Annotated in this window: 24 protein-coding genes and 1 tRNA gene; 17 read left to right on the forward strand and 8 right to left on the reverse strand. The window is 58.8% G+C overall.

Annotated features, from left to right (window positions below; all coding sequences use genetic code 11):
* Window positions 1-100: 100 nt before the first annotated feature.
* Together GVI59_RS05380 and GVI59_RS05385 are read right to left on the reverse strand one after the other, a co-directional pair.
* A complete protein-coding gene (locus GVI59_RS05380; RefSeq protein ID WP_173573265.1) occupies window positions 101-2,623 on the reverse strand; it encodes an excinuclease ABC subunit UvrA in 2,523 nt (840 codons plus the stop codon).
* A 219-nt stretch (window positions 2,624-2,842) separates the two neighbouring features.
* Entirely contained in the window at window positions 2,843-3,643 is an 801-nt protein-coding gene (locus GVI59_RS05385) for a deaminated glutathione amidase (RefSeq protein ID WP_173573266.1), read from the reverse strand.
* Window positions 3,644-3,767: 124 nt separating this feature from the next.
* Between GVI59_RS05385 and GVI59_RS05390 the strand changes: the two genes are divergently transcribed.
* Entirely contained in the window at window positions 3,768-4,049 is a 282-nt protein-coding gene (locus GVI59_RS05390; RefSeq protein WP_173573267.1) for a SelT/SelW/SelH family protein, read from the forward strand.
* A 94-nt stretch (window positions 4,050-4,143) separates the two neighbouring features.
* Here GVI59_RS05390 and GVI59_RS05395 read toward each other — a convergent pair whose 3' ends face one another.
* A complete protein-coding gene (locus GVI59_RS05395) occupies window positions 4,144-4,326 on the reverse strand; it encodes a hypothetical protein (RefSeq protein WP_173573268.1) in 183 nt (60 codons plus the stop codon).
* 120 nt (window positions 4,327-4,446) lie between these two features.
* The gene (locus GVI59_RS05400) at window positions 4,447-4,842 is read right to left on the reverse strand and encodes a hypothetical protein (protein ID WP_173573269.1); all 396 of its coding nucleotides are present in this window, start codon (window positions 4,840-4,842) and stop codon (window positions 4,447-4,449) included.
* A gap of 242 nt (window positions 4,843-5,084) precedes the next feature.
* Here GVI59_RS05400 and GVI59_RS05405 point away from each other — a divergent pair, with 242 nt between their 5' ends.
* From GVI59_RS05405 to GVI59_RS05420, 4 genes are read left to right on the forward strand one after another with little or no spacing between them, the layout of a single operon-like run.
* Window positions 5,085-5,408 (forward strand): YnfA family protein, encoded by a 324-nt coding sequence (locus GVI59_RS05405; RefSeq protein ID WP_173573270.1) that lies wholly within the window; start codon window positions 5,085-5,087, stop codon window positions 5,406-5,408.
* Window positions 5,409-5,450: 42 nt separating this feature from the next.
* Entirely contained in the window at window positions 5,451-6,086 is a 636-nt protein-coding gene (gene queE / locus GVI59_RS05410) for a 7-carboxy-7-deazaguanine synthase (RefSeq protein ID WP_173573271.1), read from the forward strand.
* Window positions 6,087-6,088: 2 nt separating this feature from the next.
* Window positions 6,089-6,838: a 7-cyano-7-deazaguanine synthase QueC gene (gene queC, locus GVI59_RS05415; RefSeq protein ID WP_173573272.1), complete on the forward strand. Its 750-nt coding sequence runs from the start codon at window positions 6,089-6,091 to the stop codon at window positions 6,836-6,838.
* Window positions 6,831-7,355 (forward strand): 6-pyruvoyl trahydropterin synthase family protein, encoded by a 525-nt coding sequence (locus tag GVI59_RS05420; RefSeq protein WP_173573273.1) that lies wholly within the window; start codon window positions 6,831-6,833, stop codon window positions 7,353-7,355. The genes queC and GVI59_RS05420 overlap by 8 nt, the downstream gene beginning before the upstream one ends.
* A gap of 109 nt (window positions 7,356-7,464) precedes the next feature.
* Here the strand turns inward: GVI59_RS05420 and GVI59_RS05425 are convergent, their stop codons facing one another.
* A complete protein-coding gene (locus GVI59_RS05425) occupies window positions 7,465-7,869 on the reverse strand; it encodes a hypothetical protein (RefSeq protein ID WP_173573274.1) in 405 nt (134 codons plus the stop codon).
* A 222-nt stretch (window positions 7,870-8,091) separates the two neighbouring features.
* Between GVI59_RS05425 and GVI59_RS05430 the strand changes: the two genes are divergently transcribed.
* The 11 genes from GVI59_RS05430 to GVI59_RS05480 all read left to right on the forward strand — a co-directional run bounded on the left by GVI59_RS05430 (window position 8,092) and on the right by GVI59_RS05480 (window position 17,011).
* Window positions 8,092-8,631 carry a hypothetical protein gene (locus tag GVI59_RS05430; protein ID WP_173573275.1) on the forward strand — a complete coding sequence of 180 codons (540 nt, stop codon included), beginning with the start codon at window positions 8,092-8,094 and terminating at the stop codon, window positions 8,629-8,631.
* A gap of 240 nt (window positions 8,632-8,871) precedes the next feature.
* Window positions 8,872-10,260 carry a glycosyltransferase family 4 protein gene (locus GVI59_RS05435; RefSeq protein WP_173573276.1) on the forward strand — a complete coding sequence of 463 codons (1,389 nt, stop codon included), beginning with the start codon at window positions 8,872-8,874 and terminating at the stop codon, window positions 10,258-10,260.
* 94 nt (window positions 10,261-10,354) lie between these two features.
* Entirely contained in the window at window positions 10,355-10,726 is a 372-nt protein-coding gene (locus GVI59_RS05440) for a lipopolysaccharide assembly protein LapA domain-containing protein (protein ID WP_173573277.1), read from the forward strand.
* A 3-nt stretch (window positions 10,727-10,729) separates the two neighbouring features.
* Window positions 10,730-11,437: an orotidine-5'-phosphate decarboxylase gene (pyrF, locus tag GVI59_RS05445; RefSeq protein WP_173573278.1), complete on the forward strand. Its 708-nt coding sequence runs from the start codon at window positions 10,730-10,732 to the stop codon at window positions 11,435-11,437.
* 13 nt (window positions 11,438-11,450) lie between these two features.
* Window positions 11,451-12,086, forward strand: a complete 636-nt coding sequence (locus tag GVI59_RS05450) for a phosphoribosylanthranilate isomerase (RefSeq protein ID WP_173573279.1) — start codon at window positions 11,451-11,453, stop codon at window positions 12,084-12,086.
* A 57-nt stretch (window positions 12,087-12,143) separates the two neighbouring features.
* Window positions 12,144-12,234 (forward strand) — tRNA-Ser (locus tag GVI59_RS05455).
* Window positions 12,235-12,680: 446 nt separating this feature from the next.
* Window positions 12,681-13,073, forward strand: coding sequence for a hypothetical protein (locus GVI59_RS05460; protein ID WP_173573280.1), 393 nt, complete (start codon window positions 12,681-12,683; stop codon window positions 13,071-13,073).
* Window positions 13,074-13,244: 171 nt separating this feature from the next.
* A complete protein-coding gene (locus GVI59_RS05465) occupies window positions 13,245-14,444 on the forward strand; it encodes a cytochrome b (RefSeq protein WP_173573281.1) in 1,200 nt (399 codons plus the stop codon).
* A 53-nt stretch (window positions 14,445-14,497) separates the two neighbouring features.
* Window positions 14,498-15,196 carry a cytochrome c1 gene (locus GVI59_RS05470; RefSeq protein ID WP_173573327.1) on the forward strand — a complete coding sequence of 233 codons (699 nt, stop codon included), beginning with the start codon at window positions 14,498-14,500 and terminating at the stop codon, window positions 15,194-15,196.
* Window positions 15,186-16,085, forward strand: coding sequence for an S-methyl-5'-thioadenosine phosphorylase (locus tag GVI59_RS05475; RefSeq protein ID WP_173573282.1), 900 nt, complete (start codon window positions 15,186-15,188; stop codon window positions 16,083-16,085). Before GVI59_RS05470 ends, GVI59_RS05475 begins: the two co-directional genes overlap by 11 nt.
* Window positions 16,086-16,258: 173 nt before the next feature.
* A complete protein-coding gene (locus tag GVI59_RS05480; RefSeq protein WP_173573283.1) occupies window positions 16,259-17,011 on the forward strand; it encodes a C1 family peptidase in 753 nt (250 codons plus the stop codon).
* A gap of 36 nt (window positions 17,012-17,047) precedes the next feature.
* On the opposite strand, the gene GVI59_RS05485 is transcribed toward GVI59_RS05480, so the two are convergent.
* Window positions 17,048-17,815 carry a Crp/Fnr family transcriptional regulator gene (locus GVI59_RS05485; protein WP_173573284.1) on the reverse strand — a complete coding sequence of 256 codons (768 nt, stop codon included), beginning with the start codon at window positions 17,813-17,815 and terminating at the stop codon, window positions 17,048-17,050.
* A gap of 679 nt (window positions 17,816-18,494) precedes the next feature.
* Here GVI59_RS05485 and GVI59_RS05490 point away from each other — a divergent pair.
* On the forward strand, window positions 18,495-19,295 hold the full coding sequence (locus GVI59_RS05490) for an OmpW/AlkL family protein (RefSeq protein WP_173573285.1): 801 nt from the start codon (window positions 18,495-18,497) through the stop codon (window positions 19,293-19,295).
* 334 nt (window positions 19,296-19,629) lie between these two features.
* Here GVI59_RS05490 and GVI59_RS05495 read toward each other — a convergent pair whose 3' ends face one another.
* A complete protein-coding gene (locus GVI59_RS05495; RefSeq protein ID WP_173573286.1) occupies window positions 19,630-20,373 on the reverse strand; it encodes an endonuclease/exonuclease/phosphatase family protein in 744 nt (247 codons plus the stop codon).
* On the reverse strand, window positions 20,370-21,437 hold the full coding sequence (locus tag GVI59_RS05500) for an AI-2E family transporter (RefSeq protein WP_173573287.1): 1,068 nt from the start codon (window positions 21,435-21,437) through the stop codon (window positions 20,370-20,372). Before GVI59_RS05500 ends, GVI59_RS05495 begins: the two co-directional genes overlap by 4 nt.
* Window positions 21,438-21,514 lie beyond the last annotated feature (77 nt).

The following is a 21,514-nucleotide window of genomic DNA, read 5'->3' on the forward strand; positions in this document are numbered from 1 at the left end:
TTCTGAATTCATCTTTTTCTGGAAGAAAAAGAAGCAAAAAGACTTTGGCTTGTCATGGGGCTTTTTGACAAGTCAGTCTGTGCTTCCATGAAGCCGATTTCTATCCTGTATACCGCGCCAGAAACGGTGCGGTGACACTGCCGGAGACATGCGCGACCGTGTGCGGCGCTCCTTCCGCCACGATGTGACCGCCTTTGTTGCCTGCACCCGGTCCAAGATCGATCACCCAGTCACCCCGCGCCACCAGACGCATGTCGTGTTCCGCGACGATCACGGTGTTGCCGCCATCCACCAGTTCGTGGAGATGATCCATCAGGCGATCCGCGTCCGATGGATGCAGGCCGACCGTCGGTTCATCGAGAACGTAAAGCGTATGACCACGACGCTGCTTTTGCAGTTCCGTCGCCAGCTTGATCCGCTGCGCTTCGCCCCCTGAGAGTTCTGTTGCTGGCTGCCCGAGCTTGAGGTGGCCGAGACCGCCGCGCTGAAGCGTGGTCAGCGCCTGCGCCGGACCGGCATCGTCGGCAAAGAATGTGCAAGCAGCATCGACATTCATGTCGAGCACCTCGGCAATGGATTTGCCGCGATAGGTTACTTCCAGAATCTCCGGCTTGTAGCGCGCACCGTGGCAGGCGGGACAGGGCGCATAGACGCTCGGCAGAAACAGCAGTTCCACCATGGTCGATCCGGCCCCTTCGCAGGTTGGGCAACGGCCTTTCGGAAGGTTGAACGAGAAATGACCCGCATCGTATTTGCGTTTCCGCGCGAGTTCTGTTCCGGCGTAAAGCTTGCGGATCGTATCGAAAAGCCCTGTGTAGGTCGCAAGATTTGAGCGGGGCGTGCGGCCGATGGGTTTCTGGTCGATCACCACAAGACGTTTGATGACTTCCAGCCCTTCCACAATGCGCCCTTCTGGCTCACCGGCATACGCCGACGAGACAAGTGCGTTCTCTTCCTCATCCGTTTCCGGTAACGCCTGACCCAACGCCCTGGCGACGACGGTTGTGAGAACCTGACTGACAAGCGAAGACTTTCCGGAACCCGACACACCGGTGACGGATGTGAACGCGCCGAGAGGAAACGCAGCAGAAAGACTGTTCAGATTGTTCCAGTTGATATCATCCAGTTTCAGCCATCCCGATGGCTTGCGTGGCGTGTGACGGACTTTCGAGGTGGCGGCAAAGACGTAATCCCGTGTTCGGGAACCATCGACATCCTTCAGTCCCGCAAGCGGCCCGGAATACAATACCTCGCCTCCGCGCGTGCCTGCCTGCGGACCGACATCCACAACCCACTCGGCGTTGCGGACGATATCGAGATTATGCTCGACAAGGAAAAGAGAATTTCCGGCATTGCGCAGACGGTCGAGCGCGGCAAGCAGCGCCTGTGTATCGGCGGGATGCAGCCCGGCGGAAGGTTCGTCCAGCACATAGACCACGCCGAACAGGTTGGAGTGGATCTGTGTGCCGAGACGCAGGCGCTGATACTCGCCGGGCGAGAGCGTCTGCACGCCACGATCCATCTGGAGATAGCCCAGCCCAAGATCTTCCAGTACCCCAATGCGCGCGATCATATCCTCGACAATCCGACCGGCGGCGATGGCGGTCGCATCTTCGGCCGGGTTCGCGTCAACCGATGCCCGCAATGTCCCGGCGATGGTTTCCAGCGGCAGGGCCGTCATGGCCGCGATGTTGTAGCCACCGAATGTCACACGCAGCGCATCGGCGTTCAGGCGCTGACCGTGACATTCCGGACAGTCGGTGGAAGTCATGAACGCCTCGACCCGCTTGCGCATCATGGCGCTCTGCGAGTTGGCGAATGTCTGAAGAATGTAGCGGCGTGCGCCGGTGAACGTGCCCTGATAGCCGGGCTCCAGTCCACGAGCGATGGCGCGTTGTACCTGTTCGTGCGTGAAGCCGGGATAGACCGGATAGGTCGGCGTTTCGTCGGTGAAGAGAATCCAGTCGCGTGTCTTTTTCGGCAGATCCCGCCACGGACAATCCACATCGACGCCCTTGGTGATGAGGATGTCTCGCAGGTTCTGCCCCTGCCATGCCGTCGGCCATGACGCGACGGCCCGGTCGCGGATGCTGAGGGAAGCATCCGGCACCATGCTCGCTTCCGTCACATCGTGGATGCGGCCAAGCCCGTGACAGCGTTTGCAGGCACCCATCGGTGTATTGGGCGAGAAAGATTCCGCTTCCAGACGCTCCATGCCATCCGGATAGGTGCCTGCGCGGGAGTAAAGCATCCGTAGAAGGTTGGAGAGCGTCGTGATGCTGCCAACAGACGATCGTCCCGAACTACCGCCACGCTGTTGCTGAAGCGCGATGGCAGGCGGCAGACCGTCCACACTGTCCACGTCCGGCACAGGCATCTGCTGGAACAGGCGGCGCGCATAGGGTGAGACCGACTCGAGATAACGACGCTGCGCCTCGGCATAGAGCGTGCCGAACGCGAGGGAGGACTTGCCGGAACCGGAAACGCCGGTGAACACCACAAGACTGTCACGAGGCAGATCCACACTGACGTTTTTCAGATTGTGTTCGCGTGCGCCCCGGACATGGACGAAGCCGTCATCCCGGCTCTGGATCAGGTCTTTCGTCTCGTTCAGCGTGTCCATGATGGCTCCGGTTTCGGAAGTTGTCTGTTTCTAAAGGACAGAATCGAAATGGGTGATGTTTCCTGTTCTTTTTTGGAAAAAAGAACCAAAAAACTTTTTCACGTTAGAAAATGATTCTGCCGAGAAAATTGATTCCCTAAAAATCAAAGTCTTTTTGCTTCTTTTTCTTCAGAAAAAGATGAACTCCTCTCAATTGAATTCTGGACAAGGTAGAAACATCTACGCGCCACTCTGTCCAAGCTCAGGATTCTTGAAGCGACGGTTGGCAAGCACTGGCAGCACCTCGCGGGTGGTGCGAATGCGCTCAAGGTCCACATCAGCGAAAATCAGATCCGGCGCGATACCTGCACGGGCGACCGCCACACCCAGCGGATCGACCATCATGCTACACCCAATATTGCGCGGTCCGCATTCACCGACGGCGGCCACGTAACAGGTGTTTTCCAGCGCCCGCGCTGTCACCATCACCTCCCAGTGCCATTCCTTGCCGGGACCGCGCACCCAGGCGGCTGGCACCGTCAGCAGATCCGCGCCGCGCACTGCGAGCGAGCGGGCCACCTCCGGAAAGCGGACGTCGTAACAGGTCATCAGTCCGACCTTGATGTCGCCCACCTGAACGACAGGGGGCAGTTCCGTGCCGGGAATGTAGTCGTTCGATTCCTTCATGCTGAAGGCGTCGTAGAGATGCAGTTTACGATAACTGGCGACCAGACCGGACGCGTTGAGCACGATCTGGCAGTTATGGGTCAGCCCGGATACGTCCGGCGTTGCGATGCAGCAGATGACCGTGAGATCCCTGTCCGCCAGCGCGTCGATCAGGCCGCTGACGAAGGGGCCGTCAAGCGGCTGCGCCGTGCGCACGGTGATGCGGGAATCGTTCATGTCCGCCGCGATGATGCTCTCGGGGAGGATGAGAAGCTTTGCTCCTTCCGCCGCAGCCTTGTCGATCAGCGACACGCACTGTGCGAGATTGGCGCTCCATTCCGGAGCGACGGCGAACTGTCCGAGAGCGACTTTCATGCAGATGGTCCTTCTGGCCCCTCGAAAACATCAGGGGAGTGGTATCTCCGGTCAGGACTTTCTACGATGTATTGCGGTGGGAGGGCAAAATACCTGCCCTGCCTGCTCAGGGAGAATAGTCTGCATGACCGAAATGGCTCATCGAGTCTCGATCCGCTACTGCACACAGTGCAACTGGCTCCTGCGTTCTGCATGGATGGCGCAGGAGCTGCTTTCCACGTTCGGCACGGACCTGTCGGAAGTGGCCCTGTGCCCTGATACGGGCGGGAAGTTCGAGATCACCGTGAACGGTGTTCTGGTGTGGGAGCGCGTGCGCGACGGCGGCTTTCCCGGCCCGAAAGAACTGAAGAAAAAAGTGCGGGATTTGATCGCTCCGGAACGCGATCTGGGGCATGTGGATCGGTAGTGACCGGGGGATTGTGGCAGGACGTAAAACTTCGACGTCACATTGAGGCACCGGACTCGAAGGGGGCGTTGCTCAAGTTACACAGGTGAACAGTTCAATCGTTTGCCGGTGTAGCCTCGACGCGGTGGCGCAGGTTTGCGCGCCGCGGATGCAATGATTGTTTCTTCCGCGACATCAGGAGGAGCTTCAATGCCCATTCTGCGTCCGGCTGCTGTCTGGCCTGTTGCAGGGTATCGCGGCGATAGTGCGGAGGGATAATTTCAATCCAGTTCGGCATGCTTCAGCACACTGCTGGATTATATTCAGTTGAAATCGGTCAATCTGTTTCTGGTCAGGACGAGACAAGCAGTTCCCGGCGCCCGGAACGGAAGCGCTGGGAACTGCAGGGCGGGACCAATCAGCCGAGCGGATTGCTGGGGGCGGACGGGAATGCGATCAGGTTTTCGCTGGTGACCCAGCCACACTTGTTGACCGTGACAGCGGAGCTGATGGAGGAAATTGTCTGCTGCAGCAGGTTGAGGGCGCCGCTTACAGACATGCTGGATCCCATGCTGTAGCCGAGCTTCATGTCGGCGCCGACATTCTGCCAGGCGCTGGCAATGGTGGAGCAGGATGCGTGATTAAAATAGTCAGCGCCAACATTGTACATTCCAGCAAGGTAACCGGCATAGGCGCCGATCATACCGGCGAGCGAGGTCTGGCTTGCTCCGCCGCAGGAGTGCTGGGGATGGTAGCAGCAACCACCAGAAACAGTGTTGAGTTCAGATAGTGAAAGTTCGCGCATCCCAGACATTTACTTGTCCCTTTTAAGTATTTGCGATTTTTTAGGTCGCTTCGTTGAGTTTTTTCTATCAGAACATGCAGTTTGGATACAGATAATAGGTCGTTAATCCGGTGTTTTTGTGTTATTAGTTCATCAAGAAAGCGCCATAAAATCGTTACAGCCAAAACGGGAATAGTTTTGAAACATTAACAATATCCTTATGATGTCTTACCCAATGGTATATTTTGCCACTTGTTAACTTTGAGAGCGTCATGTCCCTGATCATCTACACACTCGCAGCATTCGTTGAAATTGCAGGATGTTTTTCATTCTGGGCCTGGCTTCGAGAAGGACGTTCCCCGTTCTGGCTGTTTCCCGGATGCGCCTCTCTCGTCGCTTTCGCGTGGCTTCTTACGCTCATCAATACCAATGCGGCCGGCCGTTCCTACGCCGCTTATGGAGGAATCTATATTGCGGTCGCGCTCTTCTGGCTCTGGAGTGTGGAAGGAGTTCAGCCGGATCGGGCTGACTATATTGGCGTGGCGTTGTGTCTCGCCGGCACTGCCGTCATCCTGCTTTCACCGCACAATACCTGATTCCTCTTGCCATCCACGCCATCTTGTCCGACATGACCCGGCATGAGTTACGCCGTTAAGGAACTTTTCCATACGTTGCAGGGCGAGGGCGGCCAGACCGGCCGTCCCGCTGTTTTCTGTCGTTTTTCCGGCTGCAATCTCTGGACTGGCCGGGAGACTGACAGGGAGAAGGCCGTATGCCGTTTCTGCGATACCGATTTTATCGGTACCGATGGTGAGGGCGGCGGTCGATTTGCGGATGCCGCGGCGCTGGCGAAAGCCATCGCAGAGACCTGGGCGCTTCCTGAGCATGACCAGCGGTTTGTGGTGTTCACTGGTGGGGAGCCGCTGCTCCAGCTTGATGCGGCGCTCATTGACGCAGTCCATCAGGAAGGATTCATGATCGCTGTGGAAAGCAACGGCACCATTGCCGCGCCCGATGGCATCGACTGGCTTTGCATCAGCCCGAAAGCCGGTTCAGAATGGGTCCAGAAAAGCGGTCACGAACTGAAACTGGTCTATCCGCAGCCTGAACTCGATCCGGCGGACATGGTGGCTCTCGACTTCCGGCAGTTCTGGCTACAGCCGATGGACGGCCCTGACCGCCTCGCCAACACGGACGCCGCAGTCCGGTACTGTCTCGCCCATCCGCGCTGGCGTCTGTCTCTTCAGACTCACAAGCTCATCGGGATACCCTGACTATGTCTCTTAAGCCTTCCTCAACAGACGGTGCGCTTGTGGTGTTTTCGGGCGGGCAGGACTCGGCAACCTGCCTCGCCTGGGCGCTTGATCGGTTTTCCCGCGTGGAAACACTCGGGTTTGACTACGGTCAGCGTCACGCCGTCGAACTGGCCTGTCGGGATACGCTGCGTGACGGCATGGCGGCTCTACAAGGCGACTGGAAAGAGCGGCTTGGCCCGGACCACACGCTGGAACTCGATGCGCTCGGGAAAGTGTCCGATACGGCTTTGACCCGTGATACCGAAATCCAGATGACGGAAAGCGGCCTGCCCAGCACGTTTGTTCCCGGTCGCAATCTGATTTTCCTGAGTTTCGCCGCTGCTCTCGCCTACCGGCGAGGTCTGCGTCACATTGTCACAGGCGTCTGCGAAACCGATTATTCCGGTTATCCCGATTGTCGGGACGATACGATCAAGGCGCTTCAGGTCGCCCTGAACCTGGGAATGGATTCGCGCTTCGTCCTGCACACGCCGCTGATGTGGATCGACAAGGCGCAGACGTGGCAACTGGCTGAGTCGCTTGGAGGCGAACCGCTGGTCACGCTGATCAACCATGAGAGCCACAGCTGCTACCTCGGGACACGCGGCACCCTTCATGCGTGGGGACATGGATGTGGCGTCTGCCCGGCCTGCGAACTGCGCAAGTCGGGCTGGACCGCTTACGAGGCGCTGCGCGGGACCACTCACAGCGGGAACGGCAGCCATGGTTGATCTGATCTTCACCCGCCGCTTTTCAATGGGGCACCGGCTGATTCACGGAGCGAGCGAAAGCTGCGCTCTTCCGCATGGTCACAATGAATTTGTCACCGTACGCCTTGAGCCGACCAGCCTGAGCGCGCTCGATGGTGTGGCCAATATGCCGGTCTCGTTTCAGCGGGCCAAAAGCGGCTGGCACAGGTTTGTCGATGAGAAACTGGATCATGCCCTGCAACTGGCGGAGGATGATCCGCTGCTGGGATGGTTCCGTGCCCATGAACCGGCGAGGGCCGAGCGGATTATCGTGACGCCGGGCGATCCGACCACCGAGATGATGGTCTGCCTGCTGAAAGCCAAGCTGGACGCGATGCTGGTTGCCGACGGCGCTATCCTGCGCTGCACGACCGTGACGTTGCAGGAAACACCGACCAACACGGTGGAGTTTTCCGGTGATCCGCTGCCTATGCTTCCGACGCCAAGGCCTGCCGGGAAATGCTGGTGGCGGCGCGCCGACATGAGCATCGCGGATTGAAAACGATCTCTAAATACGCACTGAAACTATAAGGAAGCTTTTTTCAAAAAGCTGCGGAAAAAACGGCCTCCTGAATACGCTCAAGCTGCAACTGGAGCAGGCTTGCTGCTCAGTCCATTTCGGTTTTCAGGACAGCGCAGGCCTGCGTCAGTTTTGCTGGCCGGTCCGGCGCCGTGCAGGTCCGGCGCGCATCAGGACCACACATCTCGATCGCGTTTTCATAATCCGATTCGAGCACGTCCTTGGCGACCGTGAGATCGGCTGAACTGGATCTCTCCTCGGCCGCAGAAATCTTCGCCTGAGTATCACGCAACTCCTTCATCGCGGTGATACACGCTTCGCTGGCCTGTTCGGGATCTGCCTGCAGGACGGCCAGTTCCTTGCGGAGCTGTTCATTCGCAACGGAGCTTTCCGACGCAGACGTCAGCGTTTCATCCGCCATCGCGGGTGTAGCAAGGCATAACGCTGTCAGAGTCCAAAGAGGCAGGGCAGTCTTCACGTACAAGCCTTTCATCGGGGGCCCTTTATCGAGCCTGACCGGTAACGGTGCCGAACTTTATCGGCAGGATGCGGCGGAGAAAAGGCCGGTTACCGCCGATGTGTAAAGATCAGGCAAATCCTTTCTCCGCCGCATCCTGTGGACAAGTACAATGCGTCGCGCAACCGCCCCTTATGGTCCGGTTATTTTAAGCACCTCCCATATTTTTATCTGCTTCATTTTATTTCAGGAGATTTCATGTCCAGTCTTTCCCGCCGATCACTGCTTCGTGCTGGCCTTCTCGCCAGCGGTGCAGGCGCCATGGCCTCTCTGACCGCCTGCACGGTGACCTCTTCCGGCGGCAATACGACCTATAGCGTCAACGTCACCAAGGTTCTTTCCATCATCAGCAGCATTGAATCCGGTCTGACGCAGATGGTGAACTCCACCACGGTCAGCAGTATCATCGGCACGGAGAATACAGCGAAAATCACCGCTGCCATCACGCAGGTCAGCACTGTCACCGCTGAAGTCGCGGCGACCGCAGCCTCCACCGTGACTCTGACTGTCGCCCAGAACTGGATCGAAACAGCCGAAAGCGCCGCCTCGGCCGCTGTAACCGTTCTTCAGGCGTTCCAGTCCCAGCTTCCGGCCTCGGTCAACACCATGGTTCAGGCTGTATCGGCGCTCCTGCCGGCGCTTGAAGCCGTGATCAGCAGCGTGTCCACGACGGTGAAGACGACACTTTCTCCGGCTGAAGCCCAGACCATCATCGCGCGCGGTCTTCAGGCCAACTGAGCCGGTTCAATGTTTCGCCCGTTCAGATGAAGTCGCCTGAACGGGCGCATGAATCTCGTGAACAGTCACCCGCAGTAGCGCAGTAGGCGGCTGGAAACCGGGTTCGATCGAAAAATTCCAACGACTGCTTCATGGCCGGTTTCCACCCATTCAGACTGGCGGGTCCGGTCATGAGGCTCTGGCATCGTCGTAACCGGTCCATTATTCAGTTTCCATCAGAAGCCGGAAACACCCCTGACGATGCCAGCCTCACCTCTTTCTTCAGAACCCTTGCCCGGACATGTCTGGTTCGATGTCGAGGATCTGTTCGAGTATGGCCGCACCAATACACGTCCCAGCGGCATCCAGCGGGTCGCTTTCGAAATCCAGCGCGCCATGCGCAGCCTGCCGGATATGCAGCAGCGCATCGGCTTTCTGAGGCACAGTCTGGATGGACGCCGGTTTGTCGTCGTACCGGATGCGGAGGTCGGGGCGCTTTACGAACGTCTCACAACACATACGGAGCAGGTTTCCGGACAGGCCGGTTCAGTCAGTTCCAGTGAACGCGCAACGCCCTCCCTGCTCCGACGTCTTGCTCTGCGACTTCCTGTACCCGTGCGTGTGCCGCTGGGACAGTTGGCCGCTCACCAGAGCGCAGCCCTGCGGGATCTGCCTGCGTTGGCGCGAGGGGCTCTTTCCATCATCCGTCAGGCCAGACAACAGAGCGACACCCGAGCGCGACACCCCTTCCAGCCTGCACCGCATGATGTCATTCTGGCGTTGGGCGCACCATGGGCGCATCCTGATTACGGAACGCTCATCAACCATTATCGTCACCATCACGGTGTGACATTCGGTCTGCTGGTGCATGACATCATTCCGCTGCTTTACCCCGAATGGTGTCCAGCGGGCCTGCCGCGTGTTTTCCGACGCTGGCTGACCTCCACCCTGCCAGCCTGCGATCAGGTGTTTTCAGTCTCTCAAGCCACCCGGAACGATATTGAAAGGCAGTTTCCCGGCGTGACCGCTCATCCGATCCGGATGGGCGGCATGAAACCCGGCGAACCGAAAAACGACGACGTCCCGTCTGCCATCAGCCGCCCCTATATCCTGTCCGTGGGGACGTTCGAGGTCCGCAAGAATCATGTGCTTCTCTTCCGTCTCTGGCGACGGCTTCTGAGTGAACACAGGCCGGAGGATATTCCTCATCTGGTTCTTGTCGGCTCGCCGGGATGGCTGGCGGAAGACCTGATGGGACAGCTCAGAAACAGCAATTTTCTGGATGGGCATATCACGCTCATTCTGCGTCCTTCCGATGCGCAGCTCGACACGCTCTACCGGAACGCGCTGTTCACGGTCGTGCCGTCTTTTTACGAAGGCTGGGGCCTGCCCGTGTCGGAAAGCCTCATACGCGGCAAGGTCTGTCTGGCTTCCGATCGCGGAGCGCTGGTGGAAGCGGGGCAGGGGCTGACCGGGCATTTTGATCCGGACAATCTCAACGATGCTCTGAAAAAGATCAGACAGCTTCTGTTTGAGGCCAATACGCTTGCGGAACTGACGCAGCGGGTTGGGAGAGACTTCAGGGAAACCCCGTGGACTTTCGCGGCGCAGGATATCCTCCGGGCCTTCCGCACCGAGAAACAGTCGTGACCACCTTTGTGCCGCAACAGAAGATGTTCCTGTCATAAAAGTAAAAAGCACGGCATTTCTTGCTACCGGCAGCGGCTAAGGCTACGAATGCTTCATGATCCGTCTTATCCTGCTTGTCCCCTTTCTTCTGGCTCTGATCCTGTTTGCCGCGAGCAATCAGGAGCCCTCACAGATGTGGTTCCTGACCTACAGCTGGTCTTCCTCTGTGGGTGTGCTGGCCGTTCTGACCGCTTTTGTCGGCCTGCTGCTCGGCGCGTTCGGCGTCTGGGTCAGTGAGCTGAGCCAGCGTCGCCGGGCCAGAAAGGCCGAGGCCCGAAACAAGGAACTGGAGGCAACCGTCGCCAGCCAGACGGTGGAGCTTGAGCGGTTGCAGACACAGATGCGTCTCTCCGCCACAACCAGCGCTGCCCCGCCGGCCACAACGACGATCACGCCGATTGCGCCGCCATCTTCTTCGGCGGTCTGAGGCATGGCACAGCGTCGCACACGGCTTATCGCCGCTCTTGATACGCGTGATCCTGCACAGGCCGAGGCATGGGCAGCTTCTGTCTCGCCGCATGCGGACGCCATCAAGCTGGGACTGGAATTTGCCTACGCCGCCGGTTTCGATGCCGTCGAGCGAGTCGCGTCGGGGCGTGACCTGTTTCTCGATCTGAAGCTGCACGACATTCCCAACACGGTGGGAGCCGCCATCGGCAGCCTGAGCCGGATCAGACCGGCCATGCTGACCATTCACGCAGGCGGAGGCAGCGCGATGGTCGCAGCCGCCCGCAAGGCCTGCGATGACAGTTTCCCGGAAGACCAGAAGCCGATCCTGCTGGCGGTCACGGTTCTGACCAGTCTCGACGATCACGGTCTCGCCGAGATGGGCATAAAGGACGGCGCAAAGGCGCAGGTTCTCCGTCTGGCTGAACTGGCGCTCCGCAATGGCGCGGACGGGCTGGTCTGTTCCGCGCATGAACTGGCGGCGTTGCGGGCGGAATTCGGCGACAAACCGGTGTTGGTGACGCCCGGTATCCGGCCGCATGGCGCGGCCGTGGGCGACCAGAAGCGCGTCATGACTCCCACCGAAGCCCGCACGGCCGGCGCTGACTGGATTGTTGTCGGGCGTCCGATCTCCGGTGCGGCGGATCCGACCGCAGCCGCAGCGGCCATTGCGGCAGAACTCTCGGAATAAGGCTCCTCCGCGCATGAGTGTTGGCGTCAAGATCTGTGGGCTGACTGAAGAGCGCGGGCTGGATGCCTGTCTGGAATACGGGGCGGACTGGATCGGTCTGAACTTCTTCGCGAAGTCTCCCCGTTACATCATGCCGGTGCGTGCCGCCGAGCTTGCCCGGCGGACCCGCGGCACCCGTTCGGTCTGTGTCGGGCTGTTTGTCGAACCCACGGACGCCGAGGTTACGGCAGTGCTCGATACCGTGCCGCTCGACGTGCTCCAGCTCTATACCTCGCCGGAGAGAGCGGCAGCACTTGCCCGCCTGTCCGGCAAGGAAATCTGGCTCTCCTGTCCTGTGTCGAGCCGTGCGGATCTGCCAGTCCAGTGCGGTGTTCAGCGTCTGGTCGTCGAATCCCGTGCGCCGAAAGACGCCAGCCGGCCCGGAGGGAACGGGCTGACGTTGCCCTGGGACGTAACGGCGGGGTGGACTGCGCCAGCACCGTGGATTCTCGCCGGTGGCCTGACGCCGGAGAATGTCGGGCAGGCTGTCCGCATGAGTGAAGCGCCTGCGGTGGATGTGGCGTCCGGCGTGGAGAGTGCGCCGGGAATCAAGGATCCGACAGCCGTGAAGCAGTTCATTGAGCGGGCGCGATCAGCCCGGATTGCCTGAAACGCATTTTCCCCCTTGAGTCTCGGACAGATACTGGTATGAAACGCTCCGTGCGCTGGAGAGATGGCCGAGCGGCTTAAGGCGCACGCTTGGAAAGCGTGTGTGCGTTAATAGCGTACCGAGGGTTCGAATCCCTCTCTCTCCGCCATGCACTCAATTTTCTAATGAAATCAGCTAATTAGACCCGGTGAGCGTCACAGTGTTTGTGACCGTGCGTCACTGGTCCAGCGTCACTATTTTCAGTGATGCTTCATGACCGGCTTGGCCTGCTTCTGTCCCGAGGATTAGAAGATGGGCATGGACGACATGAGCAATCTGACGGTGATCAATCCATTCCGACAACACACACCAGTCAGAACGAAATATCCCTCCCAGCTGAAATGTCCTCCGCAGCATCTGAGTATTCTGGTAATCCTCGCACTGCTCATCTTGTGATCTGACATTTCCCCAAACATCCCTATTCCGGCCCATTTGACGTATTCTTGCTGTCTGACAGGATTTCTGCCTGTCACAGTCAGGGATTAACCTCCATCTGTATTGGTGGAACACAATGGAGTAGGCTGGCGGTCCGGAGTTAAAAGGACTGGTCACAGGATGAAGATCATCAGAACTGTTGTCGTACTGGCTGTGATAGCCAGTACGAGCGCCTGCACGTCTACGGGTGATGCTTCCATAAAAAATACGACCATTCAGGAAGTGAATCAGAATATTCATGATGGCGTGACGACTTCATCGCAGGTGCGTCAGATTTACGGTGAACCGGGACAGAAAACTTACGAAAATGGCTATGAAGTCTGGGTTTACAGTTTTACGTCCGGCAGGGAAGATGGCCTCTCAATCGCTCAGGATGTAGTGGGCCTGGGCATGATTGGGGAAAGATCAAACAATAAAAACAAGACGCTTACTGTCGTCTTTGGAAATGATGTCGTGCTGAAACATAGTTTCACCACCGCGAATTTCAGTTCCGGTAGCGGATTGAGACAGTAATCTGGTGAATCGAAGACCTTTCGGCCAGATTTCGACATGAGGGATGAAATCCCGGAGAGCCGCCCAACTTCACGAGGTTCTTCGCACCCTTCAGCTTACGACATTCCCGCCTCCGTGGACCTTCCGCACTAACTGAACTAGATGTGCTCAGGGGAATCAGGGGAACGCCGAATGACAGGGTCGTCGTCCAACGATAGGGAGAGCGACGGAAGTAAACAGGACTGGCTCGACAACCGCCTGCCTGTCAGACGCTTTCTGTCCGCCCAGTTCCGCCATTTCCCGATGCCGCGTTCGGCCAACATGCTCTGGACCGTGGGGGCCATGCTGTCGGCGGTCCTCGTCCTGATGCTGCTGTCCGGTCTTGTGCTGGCTATGAATTACACGCCGACAGTCGCAGGAGCGTTCGCGTCCATCGAGGCGATCGAGCGGCGCGTGCCGTCCGGCTGGCTGATGCGGTCGATGCATATGGCGGGGGCGAGCCTGTTTCTTGGCGCGCTTTATCTCCATCTGTTCCGTGGCCTGTATTACGGCTCCTACAAGAAGCCGCGCGAACTGGTGTGGCTGCTTGGACTGCTGCTGCTGGTGATGACCATGATCACCGCTTTCGCCGGATATGTTCTGCCGTGGGGACAGATGTCCTACTGGGGTGCCGACATCGCCGGAAAGGCGCTGGCCTCCATTCCCGTCATCGGTTCGTTTGCTGAGCGCGTGTTTCTGTATGGCGATCAGCCGGGCGACGGCACGCTGCACCATCTTTTCGTGCTGCATTTCACACTGGCGTTTGCGATTGTCGCCGTGGTCGGCCTGCATGTGGCGAGCGTGCATGTCGCAGGTTCCGGAAACCCGAGCGGGGTTGAGCCGGACCGGAAAGGGAGGCTGCCCTTCTCACCCTATTTCGCGATCAAGGACGCCTTCGGAGTAGCGGTTTTCGCAATCATTCTGGCCGCGGTAATGTTCCTGTTTCCGGACCTTGTGACAGAAGCGGCGAATTATCGTCCCGCCAACCCTTTGCGCACACCGACAAATATTGAGCCTGAGTGGTATTTTCTGCCTTTTTATGGAATGCTTCAGGCTATTCCGTTCAAGTTTGGCGGTCTCGTTGCTTCGGTGGGTGCCGTGGCGGTGCTGTTTTTTGCGCCGTGGCTCGATACGTCGCCTGTACGGTCCGCTCAGCAAAGACCACTCATTCGCCTGTCCATGATCCTTCTCGTTGTCTCGTTCGTGGCGCTGGGTCTGGCCGGAAAGCATCACATGGAGGGGGGCTGGCTGATTATCGGACGATGCGCGACGGTGTTCTACTTTTTCCATTTTCTCGTGGTTCTGCCGCTTGTGTCCCGCCGTGAAAATGCGGCTCTGGAGGACGCATCGTGAAGGTGAAGTCCGTCCTTCCCGCCCTTACTGTCGCGCTTTTCAGTGTATCGTCCATGCAGGCGCAGACCCTGCCCGATCATGATCATGCGCCCCCTCAGCACTGGAGCTTTGAAGGGCCGCTGGGCAATTTCGATCTTGCCGCCGTACAGCGTGGGTATGTGGTTTACGAGCAGGTCTGTTCATCGTGTCACGGCATGAAGCATGTCCAGTTCAGAGATCTGGAAGGCATGGGTCTTGATGCTGAAGCCGTAAAATCCATTGCGTCCGGCTATCAGATTCAGGACGGACGGGATCTGTCTGGTGCGCTGAAATATCGGCATGGTCTGCCGGACGATGAGTTCCCGACGCCTGTCAGACCGGCTGGCGTTCCGAAGGGAATGCTGCCGCCGGACCAGTCGCGATTGACCGTGGTGTATCCGGGCGGCCCGGACAGGGTTTACGCGCTGCTCACCGGTTATGGGCCTGCTCCGGCTGGTGTGGCGGTGTCGTCTGGCCAGTTTTACAACCGTTTTGCACAGGGTCGGCAGATCGCCATGAAGCCACCGCTGCGGGACGGCGAGGTTCATTACGCGGACGGGACGCCCGCGACAGTCGAGCAGGAAGCACGCGACGTCACGACCTTTCTGGCATGGGTCGCGCAGCCGCATCTGGTCGCCCGCCATCGTACCGGTGTGCGGGTGCTTGTCTATCTGCTATGCCTCGCAATCCTGCTTTTTATCTTGAAACGGAGAATCTGGTCCAATGTCGAATAGTCCCGCGCCTGAGGTCAAACCGGTTATCGGCATTATCGGCGGATCAGGGCTTTATGACATCGCCGGTCTTGAGAACAAGGAATGGCGGCGCGTTGATACCCCCTGGGGCGCACCGTCTGACGAACTGCTGTTTGGCACATTGGACGGCATCCGCTGCGTGTTTCTGCCCCGTCATGGGCGTGGCCACCCGATCCCGCCGTCACGTCTGAACTATCGCGCCAACATCGCGGCGATGAAGATCGCCGGGGTCACGGACATCATCTCCCTTTCGGCTGTGGGCTCCCTCCGCGAGGATCTGCCGCCGGGGCATTTCGTGATTGTGGATCAGTTCATTGACCGCAGCTTCGCGCGTGAGAAAAGCTTCTTCGATACAGGGTGCGTGGCGCATGTCTCCGTGGCTGATCCGGTCTGCCCGCGTATCGGTGACGTGGCGGAAGAAAAGCTTAAAGAGCTGAACATCGCCTTCACCCGTGGGGGCACCTATCTGGTGATGGAAGGGCCGCAGTTCTCCACGCGGGCGGAGAGTGAGCTGTATCGCAGCTGGGGCTGTGCGGTGATCGGCATGACCAACATGCCGGAAGCCAAGCTCGCCCGTGAAGCCGAGATCTGCTACGCGACGGTTGCGATGGTGACTGACTATGACTGCTGGCATCAGGATCATGACAGTGTCACGGTCGATGCGGTTGTCCGGGTCATGCAGCAGAATGCCGATCATGCCCGTTCGCTTGTCAAGGCGATGATCCCGGCGCTTGGTCAGCCGCGTGGCCTCTGCCCGGCCGGGTGTGATCGTGCGCTTGAACATGCGCTGATCACCGCACCGGAGAGGCGGGAGCCAGCTCTGCTGAGCAAGCTGGAAGTGATCGCCGGACGCGTGCTCAGCGGTCAGTGACTGGCAGGTTCGATAATTTAAAAAGCTTCAGGGAACGTCGCCTTTTTGAAAAAAGGCGACACCCGAAAACCTCTTCATGATTTCGCTGTCATAAGAACAACGCCCCGGCACCCCGGTTCAGGACTGGGACACGTATCGTTCTCCACATGCTCAACAGTGGAGAACCCAACAGCATGACTCAGCGCAGACTGGGCAAGAAGCCCGCTCGTCTGGACCCGCGAACCTATCGCCTTTCCGCATCTCTCAGCTTTCGTCTGCCCGCTCCTCCGCCAGCGGTGAACTGGGCCGCGGACGCTGACTGGCCGATGTGGTGTAATGATCGTCTCGGCTGCTGCACGCAGGTGTCCGTAGCGTCCGCCATCCGGACATGGACCGGTTCAGCCCTCACACCGATTCTCCTGAGTGATGAGGAAGTTGTCGCCAACTACAGCGCAGAATCCGGATATATTGAAAATGACCCGTCAACGGATCAGGGCGCGGTCGAGGTTGAGGTTCTGTCCCGCTGGTGCCGTGACGGGTATGAACGACCGGGTCAAACACGCGATTATCTGACGGCTTTTGGTTATATCAACCCGAAAGACACGCAGTCCGTTCATCGCGCCATCGCCATGCTCGGTGGCCTGTATATCGGTCTGACTCTTCCCCAGTATGCCTGTGTCGGCAATAATGACTGGGTCATCGACCCTGCCGCCGATAACAGCATCGCTGGCGGTCATGCCGTGTGGCTGCATGGGTATGATTCCGACTGGCTCTATCTCAATACGTGGGGTGGGCCGCGCCGCATGTCTTATGATTTTTTCACCACACGCTGTGATGAAGCCTACGGTCTGATTTCCCGTCAGAACTGGACAAACCTGAAAGGCGTGTTGCCGAAAGACGAGACGATGGATGATCTTGTCGAGGAATTGCAGTCAGCGACCGGCTGAAGACGCCGTTTCACGTCCGGCACCCTGTGTGGGTCGTTATTCCTCGCCGCTGGCAATAATCTGCAGGCGGGATGGTGAGGGGACAGTGATCTCATGACCGGCCCCTGTCGCGATCAGCCCTTCCCGTCTCAGGCCGCTGATCGTCCGGCTTACGGTCTCCACGGTCAGCCCCAGAAAGTCGGCGATGTCCGCACGCGTCATGGGGAAATGGAGCTTGGCGTTCTGCGGGATGTCATCGCCGTAGAGGTCAGTGATCTGACCATAAAGGAAGCTGGCGACTCTCTCGCGTGCGGTCTTGCCTCCGAGGAGCAGCATCTGGTCCTGAGCCGCGACGAGTTCGTTGGCTGCCTCGTTGCGCAGGCGACGTTCCAGACGGGGGAATTCGTCGATCACGGTTTCAAGCCGCTCGCGCGAGAAGCGGCAGAGGCGGACCTGATCAATGGCTTCGGCGCCGAAGGCATAGCGGTCTGACACGGCAAGACCAAGAAAATGGCCGATGCTCACAAATCCCGTAATCTGGCGGCGTCCGTCGGGAAGTGACTTGAAGAGTTTTACCGTGCCGGAGGTGATGTTGAAGAACTCGTCGGCAAAGGAGCCTTCCTCTATGAACTGCCGACCGGGTGGAATGGTCACACGCACCGCTGCCTGTGCAAGCTGGGACAGTTCCTCATCATTCAGCGCGCTACAGATTCCATGCGCCCGCACTTCGCAGACAGAACAGGCCTGACACCCATCCATTCCCGCAATGACGATTCGCTTGGGGTGTGACGGACTGTTTCCGGCTGTCAGGGCAGATACTGACATGATTTGTCTTTCTCTCCGGCCGGATGCGGCGTTCTGTTATCTGAAGCTTAGCCTTATCTAGCGCGAATGAGTGCGGATCACACCCCCCGAGATCGGGTGACAGGCTTGATTTAGGTCATTGTTAAAATGACACGGCATCTGATGCTGAAAAATTTGACCCTGCCAGCGCAGGCAGGTGTGTGCGGCGCTCCAGGATTTTTCACCTTGTTCTGAATGGCCTCTTTCACCGGGATGACAGTGGTTCTTCAGACTGTCCGGATAAGTCGTTTCTCCCTGATTTCATCGGCACGAAGCAGATGAGACTGTTAGCTGTCTGGGCAGGGATGGGAGAAAAGTGGTGTTTTTATAGCATGTTAAAGGAGAGGCTTGGCGACCGGCCGCTCTGCATGCGGACACGTCAGGTCCATGAGACGTGTTTCAGGCGGCTACACTGCCTGCCTTATAGTCTGTGTAAAATCGACCACAACGCATACCGACGATGAGAGCCATTCGGGCTTTTCATTATCTATTCCGGGCAGGAAGAGCGGGCACATCCATTCAGGACCGGGCTGATCGCCTTACTGTTGCAAAAAAAACTCACTCTTCCGGAAGTTGTGATGAATTGATCCAGATCAACGCCGCTAACGCCGGGGGTATGGTTTCAGCGGCGAACATTACAGTTTGATAAGAGTGACGCCCCATGATGAAGACCGGATCCTTTCTGGCCGCCACGCTTCTGGCAGCCAGCGCTCTCTGCGGCACGGCCCACGCCCAGACGACTGCTGCCCCCCCGCCGCCTCCGGCAGGGGCTTCTGCCTATGTCAACGCGCCAGTAGCTGCTCCGGTCGCAGCTCCGGCTGATCATAGCGGTCGTTGCGGTATCTTCGAGACCTGCTCCAGCACAAAGATCGGTCTTGGCAAGGGCGACTTCATGGTGCGTCTGTCCGGTGTCGGCGTTCTGCCGCAGGATCGTGACAGCAAGGTGAGCCTGAACGGCCAGCGTCTGCCGGGCGCGCATATTTCCACGACCAATCAGGCGATGCCCGAGCTGACCCTCGAATACTTCTTCACCGACAATCTTTCACTGGATCTGATCGCCACCAGCACGCGTCATGAAGTGGCCGGTCACGGCGGCGCGCTGGGCGCCAAGACAGACGTCGGTTCCGCATGGGTGCTGCCGCCGACCCTGACGGTCGCCTGGCATTTCCGTCCGCACAAGCGCTTCAACCCTTATGTCGGTCTTGGCGCCAACCTGACCTGGTTCCACAACATGCACGGCGCGAACGGTCTGAAGCTGAATTCCGGCTTTACCGGTGGTCCGTCTGTCAATGCGGGCTTCGACTACCAGATCGTCGGCAACTGGTTCTTCAATGCTGACGTGAAGCAGATTTTCATGCGTATGCACGCCTGGGCACAGGATCCGGCCGAAACCGTGCGTATCCGCGCTCATGAGTCCCTCGACCCGACCGTGGTGTCGGCTGGTATCGCTTACCGCTTCTGATCCCTGCGCGCTGCTCCATCGTCCCGGCACGGCCGGGTGATGGGGTGAGTTGCATGAGACAGGCCCGCCCCAACAGTCGTCACGCTGTGGAATGGGGCGGTTTAACCGGGATGCTTGGCTGATCATGTCGAGTGGCGTTCTCGCGTGTCAGCCGTCCCGGAATATCCCTTGTGGCTCAAAGCCACGATCCAATCGGTAAAACAGTCACATGCTGGACTGATTTTAACCGCGTCACTCCAAACAACCGATCGATAAGCGTCAAGAGATTTTGGGTGAAGCTTTGCTCCCCGGATTTTCAGAGAGCATGCTTTTTGAAACCAGACAGCACCCAGACTTATTCAACCGGCGTCGTGGCCACAGCAAACACGGGCGACACTGTAACGCCCGGTCGAAGCGTGACCATGATCGGTCTGTGGTCGGACGCAAACACTGGCAAAACTTCGGCGTGTTCGCATACCGCTCCGCGAATCAGGCACCGGTCGATACGGATGGGAACAAGATCGACCATTTTGTGAGTGGGAGCCCGTGGTCCGACATCCGAGAAGCCGGGCACCAGTGTCGGTCCGACCAGATTGAAATCTCCCAGAATGGCCGCAGGCGCCGGAAGAATGGCGGAAAGACGCCGGAGCTGACGCCGGTTCATGATCTGCCCGTGTGACAGATGGACATTGGCGACCGTGATGGAGGGCAGGCGGATGACCTGCGCGATGCGCCGCACGATCATGCCGGACGGGATCACGCAGGTACGGGGCGCACGGGAGAAGGGCGTACGACTCCAGCAGGCGACGCCGTGAATCCGGCCGGGAAGCGGCGAGCGGGCGTAGTAGCCTCCCACCAGATCTGGGAGCTGATCGATTTCCCGTGTTGCTTCCTGCATCAGAAGCAGATCAGGCTTTTCCCGTTCCAGAAGCGTCAGCACGTCCCGAATGCTGGCGCCGACACTGTGCAGCAGATTCCAGCTGATGATCTTGATCTCGACATCGCCCTGTCGGGTGGTTGTTACGGCGAGCCTGCCGCGCAGCCGGGGACGACGGCGTATCCGTTTGAAAAGTGGTTTCAGCTTGGGCGCGGCCATCATGTCTCCGATGTTTTGCGGTCTTGTGGCAGGTCAGCAACACGACCAGCGGCGAATTCAACGATCAGGATGTATCCGACCGCAAGAAGGACCGGGCCGAGAAAGATCCCCAGCCCGCCGAACTCCAGAACGCCGCCAATCACGCCGATGAGTGTCAGCAGGTAGGGGAGTTGTGCGCCGCGGGCGATGAAGATTGGGCGAATGATATGATCCGCGCCGGAGATCAGGATGATCCCGTACAGCGCCAGAAAGATGCCCCGCCAGAGATGATCCGACACGGCCAGCCAGACGGCGGCGGGAACCCAGACAAGCGGCGCGCCGATCGGGAGCACGGAAAGAAACGCAGCGAGGGTGCCAAAGAGAACCGGCTCGGGAACACGGACAATGAAAAAGCCCACGCCTGTCAGCACACCCTGCACAATCGCTGTTCCCAGCAGGCCGTAGACTGTTCCCCGGACGGTTCCGCCGACAATGCGCAGGATGCGGTCCGCATGTCGTCCGGCGACCCGGCCGATCAGTTGATGGACGATACGTCCCAGTGAATCACCGCTCAGCCAGAAGAAGAAGGCGATGAAAAGCGCCATTGCCAGATGCAGGCCGCCATTTGCCAGCTGCATGAGGACGGAAAGGACGGACTGGGCGATATCGCCGGCATAGGGGCGCAGGCTCTGCCCGATATGGCTGAGGTCCTTGCCGGCCTGATCCCACGCATGCGTGACCTCTGCGCCGGCAAGAGGGAGTTTGCTGAGCCATGCCGGGACGGGGGGAAGGCGCAGATTGGGCAGAAACGTGTCGGTCAGATCGGACAGAACCTGCGGTGCATCCGCCAGTCCCTTGGAGGTGATGCCCGCGATGGGCACCACGATGCAGATCGTGCTGAGCACGGTCATGCATACAGCAGCGGTTGCCGGGCCCATATACCGTCTCAGCCTGAGCAGGATGGGCCAGGTCACGAATGTCAGGATGGCCGCCCAAAGGATGGCGGAGAGAAAGGGCGCCGTGACGACCACGCAACCGTAGGCCACGCCGAGTATCAGCAGCCCGGAGATGAGTCGTTCAGCGTTCATGACGCCAGAATCCTGCGTTTCATTACTCGGTTTCGCAGGATCGCCTGCGTGCACTGTCTTCATCCTGGATGAAAAGC

The sequence above is a fragment of the Acetobacter sicerae genome (assembly GCF_011516765.1).
GTDB lineage: Bacteria > Pseudomonadota > Alphaproteobacteria > Acetobacterales > Acetobacteraceae > Acetobacter > Acetobacter sicerae.